This is a genomic window from Erythrobacter sp. K21-9 (genome assembly GCF_055808355.1).
On sequence record NZ_CM147866.1, the window covers coordinates 3,013,481 to 3,033,732 of the forward strand.

Genomic DNA, 20,252 nt, shown 5'->3' on the forward strand with positions numbered 1-20,252 from the left:
CCCTTATCACATCAAGCGAGAGCTGCCTTCAGGTCATCGACGAGATCCGTCTTCTCCCACGGGAAGAAGTCTCCATCCGCCGTCCGTCCAAAGTGCCCGTAAGCTGCGCTTTTCCGGTAGATTGGCTTGTTGAGGCCAAGATGCGTCCGGATCGCGCGCGGGGTCAATCCGCCCAGCTTGCCGATCGACTTGATCGCATCTTCGATCGAGGCATCGTCCGCTCCACCCGAACACGTCCCGTGCGTATCGACATACAGCGACAGCGGCTCTGACACCCCGATAGCATAGGCAATCTGGATGGTGCAGCGCTTCGCCAGCCCTGCTGCGACCACATTCTTGGCGAGATAGCGGGTGATGTAGGCCGCGCTGCGGTCCACCTTCGTCGGGTCCTTGCCGCTGAACGCGCCGCCGCCATGCGGGCTTGCACCGCCATAGGTGTCGACGATGATCTTGCGTCCCGTGAGGCCCGCATCCCCGTCCGGACCACCGATCACGAAGCTTCCGGTCGGATTGATGTGCCACTGGGTCTCGTCGGAGATGAAGCCGTCCGGCAGAATGTCCGCCACGACGCCTTTGACATAGGATTTGAGTTCAGCTTCCTTTTCGCCGTCGTCATAGCCTTCGGCGTGCTGCGTGCTGACCACGATTGCTGTGCATCCGACCGGCTTTCCATCCTTGTACCGCAAGGTCACCTGGCTCTTGGCATCCGGTTCGAGGAAAGGAGCTGCACCCGAATGACGGTCTGCCGCAAGCATTTCGAGGATCTTGTGGCTGTAATCGATCGGTGCCGGCATCAAATCGGGCGTTTCGTCGCAGGCAAAGCCGAACATGATGCCCTGATCGCCTGCGCCTTCATCCTTGTTCGAACCATCCTCGCCCGCATCGACGCCCTGAGCGATGTGCTCCGACTGTCCATGAAGGTGGTTTTCGAAGGTCAGCGTCTTCCAGTGAAAGCCGTCCTGCTCATATCCGATGTCGCGGACCGTGCTGCGAACCGCCTTTTCGATCTCTTCTTTGGCGCCGGGTGCCCAGCCGCCGTTCACCGCCCAGTCTTCGTTGTTTTCGTCATACATCGGCGCGCAGCGAATTTCGCCCGACAGGATGACGCGCTGTGTCGTCGTCATCGTCTCGCAGGCGACGCGCGCTTCGGGATCCTTGCCGATCATCAGGTCGACGATCGCATCGGAGATCTGGTCCGAAACCTTGTCGGGATGACCTTCGGAAACGCTCTCGGAGGTGAAAAGAAAATCGCTACGCATGGGGACTCCCGGAGAAATATCGGTATCGGCTGGCGGCCCTTATGCAGATATAAGGAAACCTTTATGTGTTCGGATAGGGCCTAGCCGCGAGCGCTGCGCAGTGCAAGCATTCTCGGGCCCACTATTCCGAGTAGTATCAGCAAGCCAGCCCAGCCCAGCGGCAGCGCATTGCCCAGTCGGGCAAAGAGCGTCGGCGACATCGCCGGCGGAATGATCCCGCTGATGGCATCGGCTTTGCCCGAAGCGATCGATTGGCGCACCTTGCCGCGCGCATCGATCACCGCGCTGATACCGGTGGTGGTGGAGCGCAGGACGGGCAGCCCCTCCTCGATCGCGCGCATCCGCGCTTGTGCGAGATGCTGCGGCGGGCCCCACCATCCGAACCATCCGTCATTGGACGGATTGAAAATGTAGTCCGGGCGGTTGTCGGGATCGACGACCTGACCCGAGAACACGATCTCGTAGCAGATCTGGATGCCGGCCTTGCCATGCACGCCCAGATCGATGGTGCCCGGTCCGGGTCCGGGGTCGTAATCTATTGAGCCAGCCACAAGGCGTGACAGGCCGAGCGGTTCGAGGATCGGGCGCATCGGCAGGTATTCGCCATACGGGACGAGGTGCGCCTTGGCATAATGCCCGGCAATCTCGCCCGCGCTGTCGATGGCGAGCACCGAATTGCGCGCGGAGGCGACCCGCTTGATCCCCGATGTTTCGACAAAATCGAGGTTCACCGCTCCTGTCAGCAAGGTCGCTTCAGGCCCGGCGATTGCCGCCATGCGCCGCCGGGCGAATGCCGGATCGCCGCCAGCAGTCATGCGATCGTAATATCGCTGCGGATAGCCGTCTTCGAGATAATCGGGGACGGCGCTTTCCGGCCACAGGACAAGCCGAGACTGATCGCGGCCCGGCGTCGTCAGTCTCGTAATCCGGTCGAACTGTTCCTCGAACTTGGTCGGATCGTTGATCTCGTCCTGCGTGAGCAGCGGCTGGACGAGGGTATAGGGCACGCCATTGGTAGGCGATGTGACGACGAAATTTGGCAAAAGTATTGCGACTGCAAAAACTGCGGCAAATACGCCTGTCCAGACCCAGCGACGCGTAGCCAAAAACCATTCAATGAGGCTGGCAGCGAGAATTGCGACGCCGGATAGAGCATAGGTGCCAAGCCACGGGAGCAACCGCGCTATCCCGGCGCTGTTCCAGTCACCAAGCAGCAAGAGCCCAAGCGGCGGCCACGGATAGCCCGTGAAGACCCACGCCCGAAGCCACTCGGTAAAGATCCATGCTCCGGCCAGGACGAGCCCAAAAGCCAGCCGCCCGGACTTCCTCGCCAGCAGATGTGCCGTCAAAGCCGCGAGGGCCGGATAGATCGCAAGATAGATGCACAGCAGCGGGACCGCGACCCAGCCAAGAAATTCAGGCATTTTCGCCTGGTGGGTAAACGCGGTTGCGATCCAGTTGTTCGCCAGCGTCAAGTGTGCCCAGCCGAACAGCCAGCCCATCCATGCCGCCGATCGCCAGCTGGCTGCCTCACGCAGCAGCGCGATGAAAACGGCAAGCGCTGGTATCGCAAGCCACCATGCGTGAAGCGGCGGATAGCCGCAGGCCGCGATGAGCCCGAGTATGGCCGAACTCAGCCCGGGCCGAGCCTGCGCTGTTGCATAGACCTGTTCGAGCCGGGCGCGCATCCGAAGCTACTCGCGTGTCTTCAAGCGCCGCCCGTCAGAGCCCGATCAACCGACCGCTTCAAGGCTGTCGTCGCTGTCCTTGTCGGACGCCGAACTCGCGCTGATCGCGGGCGGAAGAACCGACGAATCGATTTCACCGGCACCGGAATTGTCGTCAGACTTGGGCGCGCGAGGCTTGCGGCGCTTGGGCTTCTCATCGCCGCTCGCCGCTTCGCTGCGCGGCTTGCGAGCGCGGCGCTTGGGTTGCTCGGATTCGTCGGAATCATCCCGCGAGGAGGTGTTCTCGTTCTCCTGTCCGGAATCGTCGCCGCGCTGGCTCTCGGTATCGTCCCGTCGTCCGCGCGGGCGGCGATTTCCGCCACGGCGATTGTCGCCCCGGCGGTTGTCACCGTCCTCGTCGTCGCTGTCATCATTGGCCTGACCGCGCTCTTCATTGCGTTTCGCACGAGCTTCGTCCTGGCGCGCCTTGTTATCGGCGATGACGCGGAAATAGTGGTCTGCAAACTGCAGGTAGTATTCGGCCTGGACGCGGTCGCCATTGTGCTGCGCGTCCTGCGCCAGCTTTTTATACTTGTCGAGCAGCTGCGGCGCGTTGCCCCGCGCGCGGCTGTCGATCCGGTTAAGCTGGTTGCCTCCGCCGCCGCCCTGATTGCGATTACCGCGACCGCGGCGACGATTGTTACGTTGGTTATTCAAGGAAATTCTTCCCTTTAGCGACCTTGCGCAATCACAGATTGCACTCTCGGCCAACAGACTGCTCGTCTTTGCGCGTGATACAATTCACGCGCGCTCCGTGCTGCCTTGGCCGGGGGCAAGCCCTGACGGCCGTTTGACATCGAATTTGGAGCTTGGCCGGTGACTTTGCGCAGTTCACAAATCAGTGGCCTGATTCGGAGGTAGCGAGCCAAATCGCATTTGCCAAGCCCTGTGCGCCTTTTCATGTGCGGAAGATCAAGACGCGTGGCCTATTTGCAAGATCACGGCGCATTTCGACCGAAAATCCGGCTTTTTCGGCGATCTTCGTGACGGATTGGGCCTGGGAGGCTCCGATTTCGAAGACAGCGCCGCCGCCATTGTTTAAAAGCTTGCCAAGCTGCGGGACAAGGACGCGGTAGTCGTCAAGCCCCTCGGGTCCGGAAAATAGCGCGCTCGCAGGCTCGAATGCGCGAACGTCCGGCTGAAGCGCGGCATCCTCCTCGACATAGGGCGGATTGCACAGGATCAGGTCGAATGTGCCAAGGCCGCTTGCCCAATCGCCTGCAGTCCAGTCTCTCCGCTCGAAATCGGCAGTACCGCCCAGCCCCAGATCGCGCGCATTGGCAGCTGCCACCTCCAGCGCCGCCGCCGAAGCATCGACCCCGAGACCGCTCGCATCAGGTAGCTCGGCCAGCATCGTCAGCAGGAGCGCTCCCGAACCCGTCCCAAGATCGAGCACCCGTTTCGGCGCAGGGGCGAATTCAAGCGCCGCCTCGATCACGATTTCGGTGTCGCCGCGCGGAATCAGGACGCCGGGTTCGACAGCAAAAGAGCGCCCGTAAAATTCCTGCGTGCCCGTAATATAGGCGACTGGCTCATGCGAAATACGGCGCTCGACAAGCGCGCCGAACCCCTCGGGCGCCTCGCCTCGCATCGCTTTTATCAGCATGTCCGACCGGCTCAGCCCCAGCGAATGCGCCATCAGCAATTCGGCATCCAGCCGCGCGGTGTCGCTGGTTGCGCCGAGCTTGTCTGCTGCCGCGCGGATCGCTTCTGCGACTGTCATTCCGAAAGCGCAGCGAGCCGCTTGCCTTCGTCCTCGGCAATCAGGGCATCGGTCAGTTCACCAAGCCCCGGTCCCGCGAGCACTTCCTCAAGCTTGTGCAGGGTCAACCCGATGCGGTGATCTGTCACTCGCCCCTGCGGGAAATTGTAGGTCCGGATGCGTTCGGAGCGGTCGCCGCTGCCGACCATCGCCTTGCGCGCTTCGGCCTCGGCCCCTTGCGCTTCGTCGCGGGTCTTTTCGAACAGCCGCGCGCGCAGCACCTGCATCGCCTTTTCGCGGTTCTTGTGCTGGCTCCGCCCATCTTGGCAGGTCACGACCAGCCCTGTGGGTTCATGCGTGATCCGGATCGCGCTGTCAGTGGTGTTGACGTGCTGCCCGCCCGCCCCGCTCGCACGGTAGGTGTCGATCTTGAGGTCGCCGGGATCAATCTTGATGTCGACATCGTCCGGTTCGGGCAGCACCGCCACGGTCGCTGCGCTGGTGTGGATGCGCCCGCCGCTTTCGGTGACGGGCACGCGCTGCACGCGGTGCACGCCGCTTTCGAACTTGAGCTTGGCAAACACGCCCTGCCCGGTGACGTTGGCGACGATTTCCTTGAAGCCGCCCACCTCGCTTGCATTCATGCTGACCGGTTCGACCTTCCACCCTTGCTCGGCGGCGTAGCGCTCGTACATGCGGTAGAGATCGCCGGCGAACAGCGCCGCTTCATCGCCGCCCGTCCCAGCGCGGATTTCAAGCATCGCAGGCTTGCTGTCGGCGGCATCGCGCGGAAGCAGCGCTACGGCGAGCGCGCGCTCCTTTTCGGGTAGGCTGGCGCGCAGGCTCGCAAGCTCCTCTTCGGCCATCGCCTTCATCTCCGGATCGGCCAGCATCTCCTCAAGTCCCGAAATCTCCTCGCGCATCGCCTTCACATCGGCTGCGGTTTTCGCGACCGGCTCCAGCTCGGCATAGTCGCGGCTGGCCTGCACAAACTCGTCGCCCTCAAGCGTGCCCGACGCCATCCGCGCTTCGAGCTCGGCGAAGCGGTTGGCGATCTGGTCAAGGCGGGCGGCGGGGATTTGCAATCGGGTTCTCTGGAATTACGGGTGACAGACTGGACCAAGTGTCATGCGTGTCATATAGACTAACACTATGATTTTACGCGATTTTATCATGTATGATACGGATGACACTTATCCAACTTGAAACGGATTTGGCGCAGCTTCGATTTTCCTACCGTTAGCCGTAATTCGGCGCAGTAGGAAAGGGGCTGCCTTGCCGCGCCGTCATCCCGGCCCCAGTGGTCATTTGGCTCGCCGGGATCCCGCTCACTACTTGCAACACTGGAAAGCAATCCCGGATCAAGTCCGGGGTGACGCTGAGTTTCGATTGATGGCGGCCACGATCCTGTCTGTGCTGCCCTCACCCGAAATCCCGTAATAGCCGGTCTCGTTTACTCGCAGGATATGTTGAGGGTGCTGCTTCAGGGCCTTTTCATAACGCTTCTTGGGCGATCCCGAGGCCATGATTTCAGCGACTACCCCTCCAGCGCGAAGGTCAGCGAGAAGCTTGTTCGCAGCAGCGAGGCCGTCGTCATGTTCTACCAGCACAATAGCTGCGAGGAGGTCCTCCTGCTTCTCCCCAACCAACATCGCCAGCCGTTCAATTCCCGCAGCCCAGCCAACCGCAGGCGTGGGCGCGCCGCCGAGGCTTTCCATCAAGCCGTCATAGCGCCCGCCGCCGAGCACCGTGCTTTGTGCGCCCAGCGCATCCGCCGCCGCCGAGCCGTCGTCCGGGATGAATTCGAACGCTGTGTGCCGGTAATAATCGAGCCCGCGCACCAGGCTTTCAGCGCGTTTCCACTTTACGCCTGCCGCGTCCAGGCCGCTGGTGACGCTTTCGAAAAACGCGGTCGCCTCGTCGGTCAGGAAGTCGTCGATTTTCGGTGCATCCGCGAGGAACGCCTTGTCGCGGCGATCCTTGGAATCGAGGATGCGTAGCGGATTCTTCTCGAGCCGCTCCTGCGAATCCTCCGACAATTCATCCTTCACTGCGCGGAAATACTCCACCAGCGCCGAGCGCCATTGCTCGCGGCTGTCGGCATCGCCCAGCGTGTTGAGGTGCAGCGTCACGCCCTCGATACCCAGCTCTTTAAGCAGCTGGTCCGCCATCGCCAGCAATTCGACATCGGCCTGAGGCTCAACCGCGCCAATGATCTCGGCATCGATCTGGTGAAACTGGCGATAGCGGCCCTTCTGCGGGCGCTCATAGCGGAACAGCGGTCCGTGGGTCGCCAGCTTCAGCGGAGCGCGCTGCTGCCAGCCATTGGTGAGAAAGGCGCGCGCGATCCCGGCGGTAAATTCGGGGCGCAGGGTGAGCGAATCCCCGCCGCGATCCTCAAATGAATACATCTCTTTCGACACGACATCGGTCGTCTCGCCGATCGCGCGGCTGAAAACTTCGGTCTTTTCGAACACCGGCATTTCGACCCGGCGAAACCGGTACAGGCGGCGCACGCGCTCGAATGTCTCGACCACGAAGGCGAAGGCCTCGGCGTCGGGGCCGAAGATATCCTGCGCGCCGCGAATGGCTTTGGGTGTATTCTTGGACATGATTTCCTACTTTTGAGCGACGCGCTTAAGACCAAGGGAGGTCTTTCGCAATGCCGCGACAGCGGCTAGAGGCGCGCTCAACCCATTCCCTCCCTTTTCAAATTCGAGAAAATCATGCGCATCGACAAGATCCCCACCGGCACCAACGTCCCCGACGATCTCAACGTCATCATCGAAGTCCCGACCGGCGGCGAACCGGTGAAATACGAATTCGACAAGGAAAGCGGCGCGTTGTTCGTCGACCGCATCCTGCATACGCCGATGCGCTATCCGGCCAATTACGGCTTCATCCCGCACACGCTTTCACCCGATGGCGACCCGCTCGATGCGCTGGTGATCGCGCGCTCACCCTTCATGGCCGGGTGCGTCGTGCGTGCGCGCCCCATCGGTGTACTCAACCTCGAAGACGAGCACGGCGGCGATGAAAAGCTGGTCTGCGTACCGGTCGACACGACCTTCCCGTATTATTCGGATGTCGGCGAGACAAAGGACCTGCCCTCGATCATATTCCAGCAGATCGAACACTTCTTCACCCACTACAAGGATCTCGAAAAGGAAAAGTGGGTGCGCGTCGGTAAATGGGGCGACAGAGCCGAGGCCCGGCAGATCGTCCTCGAAGCGGTCGAGCGCGCTTCCTCCTGAGCCCCCAAGCGCCGGGCGCGGCATGACCCGCGGCGGCCCATCGGCACAATGTTATTCTACTGGGCGCGAGGGATCGAGCAGGTCCTTCGCCTGCTCAGGATCAGACTGGCGCTCGCTTTCAACCATTTCGCTGATTTCGCTCTCGGGCCGCACGTCGTCGCCATCCGCTGGCGGTGAGGCGCGCCTCTTGGCCGGTGCCGGCGTCGCATCGCCATCCTTCGGCGATCGCCCGATAGGCAGGGGGTCGGTTCGCCCGTCAAAGCGCAGGCGGTAGATCGGCTCCGGCAAGGCGAAGCCTGCATCCTCCAGCGCTTCCTTCACCGCTGCAATGGCGAGACTGCGCGATTTAAACCAATCCGCCTCGCGCTGGTCGATCCAGCCGAGGAACAGGATGACGATGTTGGAATCGCCCACCTGCTCGATCCGCCCCGCAGGTTCCGGTTCATCGAGCACGAATGGCAGTCCCAGCAAGACCTCGCTTCCGAGCTGCATGGCCGAGCGCGGATCGTCATCGGCATCGATACCAAGCTCAAAGCTGAAGCGCCTTTGCGGGTTGCGCGTGAAGTTGACGATCACAGCCTTGAACACCTGCGAATTGGGAACGCGCAAGTGGTTGCCTTCCAGTGTCATAAGCACCGTCGCGCGGCTGGTAAGGCGGATCACGCGGCCTTCCAAATCGTCGATCAGCACGTGGTCGTTGGGCCGGAACGGTTGGCGCAGGCTCAGCATCAGCGATGCGACATAGTTCTCGATCGTGTCCCGCATCGCAAAGCCGAGCGCGATCCCGATCACGCCAGCTCCGCCCAGGACCGCGCCGAGCAAAGCGCCCGCGCCCAACATGTCGAGGGCAATCACGATCCCGCCCACTACGAACGCGAACCGGATCGCGCTGCGGATGAGCTCGCCAAGGAAGGCGTTCGGAGCGATCCGGTCCCAGATGAAGCCCAGGCCGGCGATCAGATATCCTACCGCCCCGATGACAAGCGCCGTGAGCATCGCCACGGCGAACAGCGGGAGGCCCGCCATAAAGCTGTCGAACAGGCCCGAAACTTCTCCGAATACCGACAGGTTCTGTTCAACGGACAGATCGCGCTCGATGGCATTCTCGACCGTCACGACGCCTGACACGCGCGACGCGATTCCCTCCGCGCGCGCGATCGCATCGGCATCGGCGAGCGTTCCGGTCAGGCTGACAACGCCTTCGTTGACTTCGACGCCGACCGTTTCGAAGTTCGGGAGTTCTGCGAATATGCCTTCGATACGCTCGGTTATCCGGGCGTCATCGCCCTCGCCCTGCCCTTGCGCGATGGTCTGCTGGACCGGTTCAGACGCCGCGCTGTCCGTCGCAGGAGCCTCGAGACCGGGAATGGCGGCAAGCGCGGGAAAAGCAGCGATGAGCGCGAGAAAAACAAGGATCGAACGGAAAAATTTCACGCAGACAGCACCGCAGCAGCGCCAGAGTGCGGCGCACGTGATCTAAACTTGTTGGAGATGGTTCGGGTTCCCGATGCGAGCCGGGAGCCTCCTCACATCACGGCGAACATGCCCTTGAACAATCCAGTCAGCGCGAAAGGCAGGCCAATAGCCAGCAGCCAGAGTGCTATGATGTCGCGGCGGAACTCGTCTGCCAATGCCGGGTCGGAAGCTTCCTCATCGGACAGTCCGGTCCAGCGCCGCTCGAACCAGCGACAGGCGGGAATGATCGCCGCGATCAGCACTACAAGCGCGAAATAGGGCAGAAGCGAGGGAAGACCTTCGGACATGGCCTTGACGGTCATGAAGATATGCAGGCCGGTATAGGCGAGCAGCGCATAGGCGACGTGGTCGCTAATCGCCTTGCGCCAGTCCTTTACCTCGCCATTCGAGGCAGACTGCGCGGTACTTTTCGTGCTTTGATGCGAATAATCGCCCATTAAGCCGCTCCCCAACGGATTCTCTCTCTCACGGGAGGAGTATCTCAAACTGTGCGATGAGTTGCAAGCGCGGTAACCAAAATGCAACAATGTTGCGCCCCGCGCCTTGCAGAGCAAAGCGAGGCAATGCGGGGCAATGCGTCATGCGTTCGCCCGAAACCCTCGCTCGCATCCGGTCGCTTAAATCCGCATGTAAAGCAAAAATCCTGCCAAAACGGCAAACGGCCCCTTTTCTGTCAGGGCTGGGCTGCTAAAGCTTGGCCGATGAGCGAGTCACCCGCCCTTGAAGAGCTGGCCCAGTCCGCTTCGGACACGGTCGATGCGACCGTGCCGCTGCCTGATGGCGGTCTCGAAGTCGTCTCCATTGCCAAGAGCTACGACAAGCGCGCCGTCCTGACCGATATCTCGCTGAGCGTCGGCAAAGGCGAAGTGCTGGGCCTGCTCGGCCCGAACGGCGCGGGCAAGACGACGTGCTTCTATTCGATCATGGGCCTCGTTAAACCGGATTCCGGGCGCATCCTGATGGACGGCGAGGACGTGACCAAGCTTCCGATGTATCGCCGCGCGATCCTGGGCCTCGGCTACCTGCCGCAGGAAACCAGCATCTTCCGCGGCATGACTGTCGAGCAGAACATCGCCTGCGTGCTGGAAATGGTTGAGCCCGATGCCGAAACGCGCAGCGCCGAACTGGAGCGGCTTCTGGACGAATTTGGCCTCACGAGGCTGCGTGAAAGTCCCGCCATGGCGCTGTCCGGCGGTGAGCGCAGGCGCTGCGAAATCGCGCGCGCCCTTGCGGCAAAGCCTTCAATCATGCTGCTCGACGAACCCTTTGCCGGGATTGATCCGCTATCGATCAGCGACATCCGCGATCTCGTCGCCGACCTCAAGACGCGCGGGATCGGAGTGCTGATCACTGACCACAATGTCCGCGAAACCCTCGAGATCGTGGACCGCGCCTGCATCATATATGGCGGGCAGGTCCTGTTCGCCGGCACGCCGCAGGAACTCGTCGCCGACGAAAACGTGCGCAGACTTTATCTTGGTGAGAGCTTCACCTTATGATGTGCCGGCGGGAGGTGATCTGATGCTCTGGGGCGGATCTTGGTCCGCCGGGTGCTGCACCAGCCCAGCGCGTAGTGCGGCGCAAGCCGAACGGATCGACACATAATGGCGCTCGGACCCAGGCTCGACCTTCGCCAATCGCAACAATTGGTGATGACGCCGCAATTGCAGCAGGCGATCAAGCTGCTTGCCGCATCCAATCTCGAAATCGAAACCTTCATCGGTGACGCGCTCGAGAGCAATCCACTGCTTGAGGCCGGCTCGGTCACCAGCGAGGATACCGGCCCGCCGGGTGAGCCCGATGATATCCCGCGCGAAGAATTCACCTCGGACCAGCTGATGTCGCAGGCGCAGGGTGAGCGCGAGGCTCCGCTCGACCTCGATACCGGAGCGCTCGATCGGGACCGCGATACCGGCGACGGCTCGCGCGGATCCTCCGCGCAAGGCGACGGCGAGTGGGGAGCAGGCGGCGCGACATACAGTGCAGGCGATGGCGATTTCCCTGGCATCGATGCAACCCGCGCGCATGAGATCACACTAAGCGAGCACCTGAATGAACAGGTCGGTTCGGTTGCGGTGAACCCGAAAGAATCCTTCATTGCGCGGCATCTGATCGGATTGCTCGACGAGGCTGGCTACCTGACCGGCGACCTGCGCAAGATCGCCTACGACCTGGGCGTAAGCATGGACGAAGCCGAAGACGCGCTGACGGTCGTCCAGATGCTCGATCCGAGCGGTGTGGGCGCGCGCAGCCTCGCCGAATGTCTGGCGATCCAGGCCCGCGAAGCCGACCGGTTCGATCCCTGCATGCAAAAGATGATCGACAATCTCGAGCTTGTCGCGCGCGGCGAAGTGGCGCGGCTCAAACGCCTTTGCGAGGTGGATGACGAAGATTTTGCAGACATGCTCGCCGAACTGCGCGGCTACGATCCGAAGCCCGGCTTGGCTTTTGCCCCCGACACCGACAGCGCTGTGATCCCCGATATCTTGCTCAATGCCAAGGACGATGGCGGCTGGGACATTGCGCTGAACGAGGAAACGCTCCCCCGACTGATCGTGAACCGCGACTACTATGTCGAGCTCAATGAGGGATCGCCCGACCCGCAGGCGCAAAGCTGGCTGAAGGAAAAGCTGGCCGATGCGCATTGGCTGATCCGCGCGCTCGACCAGCGGCAGAAGACGATTCTCAAGACCGCCGCCGAGATCGTGAAGCAGCAGGACGGGTTCTTCAGGCGGGGCGTTTCGGAATTGCGCCCGCTCACCTTGCGCGAGGTGGCCGAACAGATCGACATGCACGAAAGCACCGTCAGCCGGGTAACGAGCAACAAGTACCTGCACTGCGATCGCGGCTGTTTCGAGCTCAAGTATTTCTTCTCCAGCGGCGTTGCCTCCAGCGACGGCGAAGGCGCATCGTCCGAGGCGATCAAGGCACGCATCAAGGCGCTGACCGACGCCGAAGACCCGAAGAAGGTGCTGTCGGACCAGAAGCTCGCTGACATGCTGGGGGAAGAAGGATTCGACCTCGCCCGGCGAACTGTTGCGAAATACCGCGAGGCAATCGGGATCGGATCGAGCGCCCAGAGGCGGCGAGCGAAAAAGCTGAATGCGTTATAGTGTGCGCATCTCCTCCGGTCGAGGACATCGCGCACCGGATTGCGTTCGCAGAACAAAAACTCCCGCGCCCGGCGGCAGAGGGCGCCAAACCGATATGTTGCACAAAAGACTCGCAAACTTTCGCGCGAGGCGTTTACGGCGCGTTAACCTTTTCCGTTCAGATGTTGTGTGGTTAATACATGGCAACACCTCTTGACGAGGCGTTACCGACACAGCTTGCCAAAAGGTAAGCTTGCCAGGTTCTGGGGCAAAGTAGGGGACCAGATATGCGAGTGCTGTTGATTGAGGACGAGCCGACAACCGCGAAAGCGATTGAGCTCATGCTCACCACCGAGGGGTTTAACGTCTATTCGACCGATCTGGGCGAGGAAGGCCTCGATCTTGGTAAGCTGTATGATTACGATATCATCCTGCTCGACCTCAACCTGCCGGACATGCACGGCTACGACGTGCTGAAGAAACTACGCGTCGCCAAGGTGCAAACGCCTGTCCTGATCCTGTCGGGCATTGCCGAAATGGATAGCAAGATCCGTTCGTTCGGCTTTGGCGCTGACGATTACGTGACCAAGCCGTTCCACCGCGAAGAACTGGTCGCCCGCATCCACGCTGTCGTGCGCCGTTCGAAGGGCCACAGCCAGTCGATCATCCGCACCGGTAAGCTCGCCGTGAACCTCGACGCAAAAACTGTCGAAGTCGACGGCGCCCGCGTTCACCTCACCGGCAAGGAATATGCGATGCTTGAGCTGCTCAGCTTGCGCAAGGGCACCACGCTGACCAAGGAAATGTTCCTCAACCACCTGTATGGCGGAATGGACGAACCCGAACTCAAGATCATCGACGTCTTCATCTGCAAGCTGCGCAAGAAGCTCAGCCATGCATGTGGCGGCGAAAACTACATCGAGACCGTATGGGGTCGCGGATATGTGCTGCGCGACCCGAACGAAGAGGCTGAAGCCGCCTGACGTCACTCGGTTACCCAACGGAAGACACCCGGAGCGCCTACAAGCGCTTCGGGCGTTTTCGTTTGACTAGTCTGCCGCCGAAACCAACGACGCAAAGTCCCGACCACTCGGCTCCTGGAACACGCGCAGGCCGAATTCGGGAACGATCGAAAGCAGGTGGTCGAAGATGTCCGCCTGGATCGCTTCGTATTCGCCCCAAGTGGTCGTGTCGGCAAAGCAATAGATCTCGATCGGCAGACCCTGCGGTCCCGGATCAAGTTGCCGCACCAGCATCGTGAAACCGTCCCCGATGCGCGGATGCCAGTCGATATAGGCGGCTATATACGCGCGGAACGTCCCAATATTGGTGAGCCTGCGCGCGTTGACCGGCTGGTCGTCGCCAGCAAGCTCTGCCTTGTTCCATTCCGCAATCTCATCGCGCTTGGCAGCCAGATAGGGTTTGAGGATGCGGAATTTCTTAAGGTCAAGCACCTCCTCATCGCTCAGGAACCGGATCGAGTTCTGATCAAGCACGATCGACCGCTTGATCCGCCGCCCGCCGCTCTCGCTCATCCCGCGCCAGTTGCGATAGGCGTCGGATACGAGCCGGTGCGTCGGGATCGTGGTTATGGTCTTGTCGAAATTCTGAACCTTTACCGTGTGCAGAGAGATGTCGATCACATCGCCGTCCGCCTGCATGCTCGGCATTTCGATCCAGTCTCCGACCCGCAGCATGTCGTTCGAGGTCAGCTGGACACTCGCCACCAGCGACAGGATCGTGTCCTTGAACACCAAGAGCAAGACCGCAGTAATTGCCCCGAGGCCCGACAACAGCAGCAGCGGCGATTCGTCGATGAGGACCGAGATCATGATGATCGCTGCACCGCACAGGACGATGATCTTCACGACCTGCACGAAACCCTTGATCGGGCGATTGTTCGAACGCGGTTGACGCTCGTAAACCTCGTTCGCGTAGGCGAGCCCCCTGACGATGGCCATCGCCACCGACACCACGATGAGCGCCTGCGCGACATTTCTGACGACAGTATAGACGTCCTCGGGCAGGTGCGGGACAAGGCCAATCCCGCGCGAAACAATCAGGAGCGGCGCAACCGTCGCGAGCCATGCGGCGGAATGGTCTATCGTTTTCGTGGCGCGGTCGAGATACGGCGCGGCAAGTCGCAGCATCACATGCTTGAGCACGTAATTGACCGCCAGGGCTGCCACGGCAAGGGCGACGAGCCCGATCAGCGATTGCACCCACAGCGGCTGGTCCCCGAAGAGAGAAATGAGATAATCCATGAACGGCGCGTTAGCGGTTCGGTAGGGCACCGCTCAACCCCGCATGTCACTCACGAAGAAATCCTCCCGTCATCCGGTCTGGACAACCACCCGCATCAGGCCTTAGCGGACCCACCATGAGTGCGTTCAAAGAAGGCGACCCCACCACCCTCAGCCGGCTGTATGGCCGCAGCGTCGGCAAACCCCTGCGCGCGCGTCAGCAGGGTCTGGTCGATAATCTCCTGCCGAAAATCGCCGTGCCCGAAGAGGGCCCGGTCACGGCCGAGAGGCTGTTTGGCGAGGACTGCCCGCTCCATGTCGAGATCGGGTTCGGCAGCGGAGAGCACCTCGCCTACCGCGCGGACTTGCTGCCCGATCACGGCTTTATCGGCGCAGAACCCTTCCTCAACGGTGTGGCCGCAGCGCTGGGCCATGTGGATGACGAAAAGCTCGCCAATGTGCGGCTCCATCACGGTGATGCGCTCGAAGTCCTCAAGCGCATCCCTGATGGGGCGCTCACTATGGCGTATCTGCTGCACCCCGACCCCTGGCCCAAGAACAAGCATGCAAAGCGGCGCATGATGAATGATGGCCCGGTCGGCCTGCTCGCGGACAAGCTGAAACCCGGCGGCGAGTTCCGCTTCGGTACCGATCACGCGGTTTACCTGCGCCACGCGCTGATGGTGATGCAGCGCTTCACCGACAAATTCGAATGGGTCGTCGATGGGCCAGCAAGCTGGCAGAACCGTCCGAGCGGATGGAGCGAGACGCGCTACGAGCACAAGGCGCGCACCGTGTTCGGTCACGAAGTCTGGTATTTCCGGTTCCGGCGGCTGTGATGGGAGTGCTGCTGGTGCGACATCTGCATTGGCTCTTCAGCCTCGCGATTGCTCTCGACCTAGCAATAATCTTCGGTCCACCGCTTTTCGAATCCGGGAATTGGGTTGTGTCGTATCTTTTGCTGGCAACGCGGTGGTTGGTGATGGTGCTTGCGGTTCTGGCACTCTACAGAGCGCACCAAAGTTCGCATTTTTCGACCAAGGAGCTTGGTTGGAACAGCATCTACTTCATATTCGGCTTCACCGCCGCTGGCGCCGCGAACGGATTTGTAAACACGGTTTCCTGAAGGCGCCGACTGCGAGATTGCATTCCATCCCCGACCGCGTCAGTTTACTCGTTATCAAGGTGGGGACAAAACAAATGGTAGCACGGCGACAGTTTCTCGGCGGACTTGCAATTGCAGCGGGGTCTCTCGCGGCATGCCGCCAGGTGCAGGGCCAAAGCGCACTTCCCGCTCCCTCGCCCGGGGTCAAGGCGACCGCCCTCACCCGGACCGATCTGGAAGACGCGCTGGTCGGCAGCTCCTATCTGGGCACGGGCGGCGGAGGCAGCCTATCTGCGGCGCGCGAGCTGATTGCCAGCGATCTGGCGGCCGGGCTCGCGTTTTCAGTGATCCCGGTAGAGGGTCTATCCGATACCGACCGCGTCGCGTGCCCCTATGGTCTCGCCAGCCTCGCCGACACCAGTGAAGCAATGCAGGCGAAGCTCGATGCGATCGAGAGCCCGGTGGAGATGCCGGTGCAGGCCGCTTTCGAAGCGCTCGAGCGTCATATCGGCCAGAAATTCGCAGGCGTCATCATGGGCGAGATCGGGCCACTCTCCCTTGCCGAGGGGCTCTCGACCGCCGCTCGTCTCGGCGTGCCTGCGCTCGATGCCGATACCGTCGGGCGCGCAGTTCCGGAGATCAACCAGCACTCGGTCAAGGTCGCTGGCATCCCGCTCACCCCGATCGGTGCAGCAACACCGTTCGGTGACGAGATGATCGTCGAGGCACTCGGCGATCCCACCAGAGCCGAAGACATTTTGCGCAGTATAGCGGTGGTCAGCCGGGAATGCGGCGTCACCGACAGCCCGATCACCGGAGCGCAGGCCAAGCAGGATGGCACACTCGTAACCGGCAGCCTCACTCTGGCAAGGAACATCGGCAAGGCGGTGCGAGAAGCCAAGGCGGAGGGGAGCAATCCGGTTGAGGCGGCGCGCGCTGCGGGCGATGGATACCTCCTGTTCACCGGGACCGTCTCCGATTTCGAATGGCGCGACGAGGACGGATTTCTTGTGGGGCAAGTTTCGCTCGCCGGGACAGGCGCGTTCGCGGGGCAGACCTTCGTTTCCGACGTCAAGAATGAGCATCTCGTGGCTCGCCGCGATGGCGCCGTCATCGCCACGTGCCCCGATCTCATCAGCATCATCGACACCGGCAGCGCCGACGGCATTGTCAATCCCGGCTACGAACGAGGACAGCGCGTAACGGTGCTCGGATTTCGCTGCGATCCGCTGTGGCGCAGCGAGGCTGGCCTTGCCGTCTTCAGCCCGCGATATTTCGGCTACGATCTCGATTACGTGCCGATCGAACAGCGGCTCGGCTGACACGATAAAGCGGCACGCAGCTCGTCGCGGACGAGTCCCGCCTCACCGTATCTATCGAAAATATAATAGTTTTTTCGGAACGATCGCGCGTGCGGCCCATTGGTCTTGTGAAAAGCAAATCAAACCAAGGGTAGAATACTCAATGACCATCAACACTCTCAAAGACCTCTATATCGACCAGCTTCAGGACATCTACAGCGCCGACAAGCAATCGCTCGATGCAACCAAGAAATTGCACGAAAAAGCGACCTCCGAGGACCTCCGGTGCGCGCTCGAAGACGGCGTGAAGGGTATTTCGGAAGGCATGGTCCAGGTGCGCAATCTGATCGAATCGCACGACGCCAATCCGAACGGCGAATTCTGCAAGGGCATGGAAGGCCTCGTGAAGGAAGCCAAGGCACATGCCATTGATGCCGATATCGAAGACAAGGACGTCCTCGACGCCTCTATCATCACGCAGTTCCAGCGCATGACGCACTATGGACTTGCAGGCTATGGAACAGCAGTGGCGTTCGCCAAGCGCCTCGGCCTCGACCAGGACGCGGAAACGCTGCAGACGTGTCTCGATAACACCTACGGCGGTGACCGCCGGATGACCGAGATTGCGACCGGCGAAGTCAACAAGGAAGCGATGGCCGCGTAATATCCGCGCCTCTTCCTAGATCACGGATACAGAAAAAAGGGCTCGGCACTGCGCCGGGCCCTTTTTCCTTGTTCGCTACCGGCTCCGATTGGTCAGCCGACCACCCCGGCCCCAGCCAATACCGCCAGCGTCAAGACATCCGGTGCAAGTGCCGTCATCGGCACGATCTGCACCGGCTTTTCCATCCCGATCAGCATCGGGCCGATGGTCGCATTGCCGCCAAGCTCGCGCAAGATCTTCGCAGAAAGGTTCGCCGATTGCAGGCCCGGCATCACCAGCACATTGGCCGGCGCGGACAAGCGGCTGAACGGATAAAGCTCCATCACCTTGGGATTAAGCGCAGCGTCGGGCGCCATCTCGCCTTCATATTCGAAACCAGGCTCTTCCTTGTCGAGGATCGCCACGGCTTCGCGGATATTGTTGAGCCACTGTCCCGACGGATTGCCAAAGGTCGAGTATGACAGGAATGCGACGCGCGGCTCATGCCCCATGCGGCGCGCGACGGCAGCGGTTTCGCGCGCGATATGCGCGAGCTCTTCTAGCCGTCGGACGCTCGTTGATGGTGGTATCGGCGAGGAAAGTCGTGTGGTTTTTGCCGATCATCATGTGGATGCCGAACGGGATCGCTCCCGGCTTCGGTTTGAGGACGCGATTAATCTCCTTGGCGGTCTGGGCGAAGGTTCGCGTCAGGCCGGAAATAACCCCGTCGCCGTGCCCAAGCGCGACCAGCAGCGCGGCGAAGATGTTGCGTTCCTGATTGACCATCCGGCGCACATCGCGCTCGGTATAGCCGCGCCGCTGGAGCCGCTTGTAAAGATAATCGACCATTGCGGGCACATGCTCGCTATCAGCCGAGTTCTGGATTTCGAAACTGCCCGGATCCGAGACCGAGAGCTGGTGCAGCTTGTCGAGAACCGCTTTCGTCCGCCCGACAAGGATTGGCGTGCCGTAGCCGAAATCGCGGAACTGGATCGCGGCGCGCAGCACCACTTCCTCTTCGGCTTCGGCAAAGACCATACGCTTCGGGCTGGATTTCGCTTCGTTGTAGACACCGGTCAGGACCGAAGTCGTCGGATTGAGGCGCGATTTCAGCTGATGCTGGTATTCCTCGAAATCCTCGATCCTCGCCTGTGCGACGCCTGAATCCATCGCTGCTTTCGCCACGGCGGAGGATACGACCTCGATCAGGCGCGGATCGAATGGCGCAGGTATGATGTAGTCTGTGCCGAATTTCTGGTTCTTGCCGTACGCGCTTGCCACTTCTTCGGGCACTCGCTCGCGTGCAAGCTCGGCAATGGCCTGCGCAGCGGCAACCTTCATCTCTTCGTTGATCGTTGTCGCCTGCACATCGAGCGCGCCGCGGAAGATGAAGGGGAAGCCGAGCACATTGTTGACCTGGTTCGGAAAGTCGCTGCGCCCGGTCGCGATGATCGCATCGGGACGAACCTTCTTTGCATCGTCCGGCATGATCTCGGGCACGGGGTTGGCCATTGCGAAGATAATCGGTTTGTCCGCCATTTCCTTCACCCATTCGGGCTTGAGCGCGCCGGCAGCCGAAAGGCCGAGGAAGATATCCGCGCCTTCAAGCGCGCCTTCGAGGTCGGTCGCATCGGTCTGTACCGCGTGAGCGCTCTTCCACTGATCGACATTGTCGCGGCCCGGCGTGATCGGGCCCGAGCGGTCGCACATGATGACATTGTCATGCGGAACGCCCATCGCCTTGATCAGTTCGGTGCAGGCAATTGCAGCCGCACCCGCTCCGTTTACGACGACCTTCACATCTCTGATATCGCGGTCGGTCAGGTGGCAGGCATTGAGCAGGCCCGCAGCGGTGATGATGGCGGTGCCGTGCTGGTCATCGTGCATGACCGGAATGTTCATCCGTTCACGCAGCGCCGCTTCGATGATGAAGCATTCGGGCGCCTTGATATCCTCAAGGTTGATCCCGCCAAAGGTCGGCTCCATCAGTGCGACCGCATTGATGAAAGCTTCGGGGTCTTCGGTATCGAGCTCGATATCGATCGAGTCTACATCGGCAAAGCGCTTGAACAGCACCGCCTTGCCTTCCATCACCGGCTTGGACGCCAGCGCGCCAAGATTGCCGAGCCCGAGGATCGCAGAACCGTTGGAGATTACCGCAACAAGGTTCGCCTTGGCAGTGTAGCGCGCGGCCAGCGCAGGGTCCTGCGCAATGGCTTCGACCGGAGCGGCAACGCCGGGCGAATAGGCCAGGCTGAGGTCGCGCTGCGACGTCATGGGCTTCGTCGCAACGATCTCCAGCTTACCGGGACGAATGGTCTCATGGTAGAACAGCGCCTCGCGAGTGGTGAAACCCCCCGGCGCCCGCTTGTCTGTCCGCCGTCTTGATCGTCCGACATAAAACCCTTTTTCCTTTACGGCATTTGCCTGAATCCTGCCTGCGCTTAGCC

General features: G+C 61.3%; 17 protein-coding genes and 1 pseudogene. 8 read left to right on the forward strand and 10 right to left on the reverse strand.

Going from position 1 to position 20,252, the window contains the following annotated elements; all coding sequences use genetic code 11:
- Window positions 1–11: 11 nt before the first annotated feature.
- From metK to hisS, 6 genes are all read right to left on the reverse strand, one after another.
- A complete protein-coding gene (gene metK / locus AC0L39_RS15490; protein ID WP_473259199.1) occupies window positions 12–1,259 on the reverse strand; it encodes a methionine adenosyltransferase in 1,248 nt (415 codons plus the stop codon).
- A gap of 80 nt (window positions 1,260–1,339) precedes the next feature.
- Window positions 1,340–2,947: an apolipoprotein N-acyltransferase gene (lnt, locus tag AC0L39_RS15495; RefSeq protein ID WP_473259201.1), complete on the reverse strand. Its 1,608-nt coding sequence runs from the start codon at window positions 2,945–2,947 to the stop codon at window positions 1,340–1,342.
- A 45-nt stretch (window positions 2,948–2,992) separates the two neighbouring features.
- Complete coding sequence (locus AC0L39_RS15500) at window positions 2,993–3,643, reverse strand: DUF4167 domain-containing protein (protein WP_473259202.1); 651 nt, start codon at window positions 3,641–3,643, stop codon at window positions 2,993–2,995.
- Window positions 3,644–3,884: 241 nt separating this feature from the next.
- Entirely contained in the window at window positions 3,885–4,709 is an 825-nt protein-coding gene (gene prmC, locus AC0L39_RS15505; protein WP_473259204.1) for a peptide chain release factor N(5)-glutamine methyltransferase, read from the reverse strand.
- Complete coding sequence (gene prfA, locus AC0L39_RS15510; protein WP_473259205.1) at window positions 4,706–5,773, reverse strand: peptide chain release factor 1; 1,068 nt, start codon at window positions 5,771–5,773, stop codon at window positions 4,706–4,708. Before prfA ends, prmC begins: the two co-directional genes overlap by 4 nt.
- A gap of 276 nt (window positions 5,774–6,049) precedes the next feature.
- Complete coding sequence (gene hisS / locus AC0L39_RS15515; RefSeq protein WP_473259207.1) at window positions 6,050–7,300, reverse strand: histidine--tRNA ligase; 1,251 nt, start codon at window positions 7,298–7,300, stop codon at window positions 6,050–6,052.
- 114 nt (window positions 7,301–7,414) lie between these two features.
- Here hisS and ppa point away from each other — a divergent pair, with 114 nt between their 5' ends.
- Window positions 7,415–7,942: an inorganic diphosphatase gene (gene ppa, locus AC0L39_RS15520; RefSeq protein WP_473259208.1), complete on the forward strand. Its 528-nt coding sequence runs from the start codon at window positions 7,415–7,417 to the stop codon at window positions 7,940–7,942.
- 51 nt (window positions 7,943–7,993) lie between these two features.
- On the opposite strand, the gene AC0L39_RS15525 is transcribed toward ppa, so the two are convergent.
- Window positions 7,994–9,376: a mechanosensitive ion channel domain-containing protein gene (locus AC0L39_RS15525; RefSeq protein ID WP_473259210.1), complete on the reverse strand. Its 1,383-nt coding sequence runs from the start codon at window positions 9,374–9,376 to the stop codon at window positions 7,994–7,996.
- A 92-nt stretch (window positions 9,377–9,468) separates the two neighbouring features.
- Window positions 9,469–9,855, reverse strand: a complete 387-nt coding sequence (locus tag AC0L39_RS15530; RefSeq protein ID WP_473259212.1) for a hypothetical protein — start codon at window positions 9,853–9,855, stop codon at window positions 9,469–9,471.
- Between the two features lie 264 nt (window positions 9,856–10,119).
- Here AC0L39_RS15530 and lptB point away from each other — a divergent pair, with 264 nt between their 5' ends.
- The 3 genes from lptB (at window position 10,120) to ctrA (ending at window position 13,493) form a co-directional block, all read left to right on the forward strand.
- Window positions 10,120–10,917, forward strand: a complete 798-nt coding sequence (gene lptB / locus AC0L39_RS15535) for an LPS export ABC transporter ATP-binding protein (protein WP_473259214.1) — start codon at window positions 10,120–10,122, stop codon at window positions 10,915–10,917.
- A gap of 105 nt (window positions 10,918–11,022) precedes the next feature.
- Complete coding sequence (rpoN, locus tag AC0L39_RS15540) at window positions 11,023–12,531, forward strand: RNA polymerase factor sigma-54 (RefSeq protein WP_473259216.1); 1,509 nt, start codon at window positions 11,023–11,025, stop codon at window positions 12,529–12,531.
- A gap of 266 nt (window positions 12,532–12,797) precedes the next feature.
- Window positions 12,798–13,493, forward strand: a complete 696-nt coding sequence (ctrA, locus tag AC0L39_RS15545; RefSeq protein WP_142787809.1) for a response regulator transcription factor CtrA — start codon at window positions 12,798–12,800, stop codon at window positions 13,491–13,493.
- A gap of 66 nt (window positions 13,494–13,559) precedes the next feature.
- Here ctrA and AC0L39_RS15550 read toward each other — a convergent pair whose 3' ends face one another.
- A complete protein-coding gene (locus tag AC0L39_RS15550) occupies window positions 13,560–14,774 on the reverse strand; it encodes a mechanosensitive ion channel family protein (protein ID WP_473259219.1) in 1,215 nt (404 codons plus the stop codon).
- Window positions 14,775–14,890: 116 nt separating this feature from the next.
- Between AC0L39_RS15550 and trmB the strand changes: the two genes are divergently transcribed.
- The 4 genes from trmB (at window position 14,891) to AC0L39_RS15570 (ending at window position 17,823) form a co-directional block, all read left to right on the forward strand.
- Window positions 14,891–15,592, forward strand: a complete 702-nt coding sequence (gene trmB / locus AC0L39_RS15555) for a tRNA (guanine(46)-N(7))-methyltransferase TrmB (protein WP_473259220.1) — start codon at window positions 14,891–14,893, stop codon at window positions 15,590–15,592.
- Window positions 15,592–15,879: a hypothetical protein gene (locus AC0L39_RS15560; RefSeq protein ID WP_473259222.1), complete on the forward strand. Its 288-nt coding sequence runs from the start codon at window positions 15,592–15,594 to the stop codon at window positions 15,877–15,879. Before trmB ends, AC0L39_RS15560 begins: the two co-directional genes overlap by 1 nt.
- 74 nt (window positions 15,880–15,953) lie before the next feature.
- Complete coding sequence (locus tag AC0L39_RS15565; protein ID WP_473259224.1) at window positions 15,954–17,180, forward strand: DUF917 domain-containing protein; 1,227 nt, start codon at window positions 15,954–15,956, stop codon at window positions 17,178–17,180.
- A 142-nt stretch (window positions 17,181–17,322) separates the two neighbouring features.
- Window positions 17,323–17,823 carry a ferritin-like domain-containing protein gene (locus AC0L39_RS15570; protein ID WP_473259225.1) on the forward strand — a complete coding sequence of 167 codons (501 nt, stop codon included), beginning with the start codon at window positions 17,323–17,325 and terminating at the stop codon, window positions 17,821–17,823.
- A gap of 92 nt (window positions 17,824–17,915) precedes the next feature.
- Here the strand turns inward: AC0L39_RS15570 and AC0L39_RS15575 are convergent.
- A pseudogene (locus AC0L39_RS15575) lies at window positions 17,916–20,136 on the reverse strand (NADP-dependent malic enzyme).
- Between the last annotated feature and the right edge of the window lie 116 nt (window positions 20,137–20,252).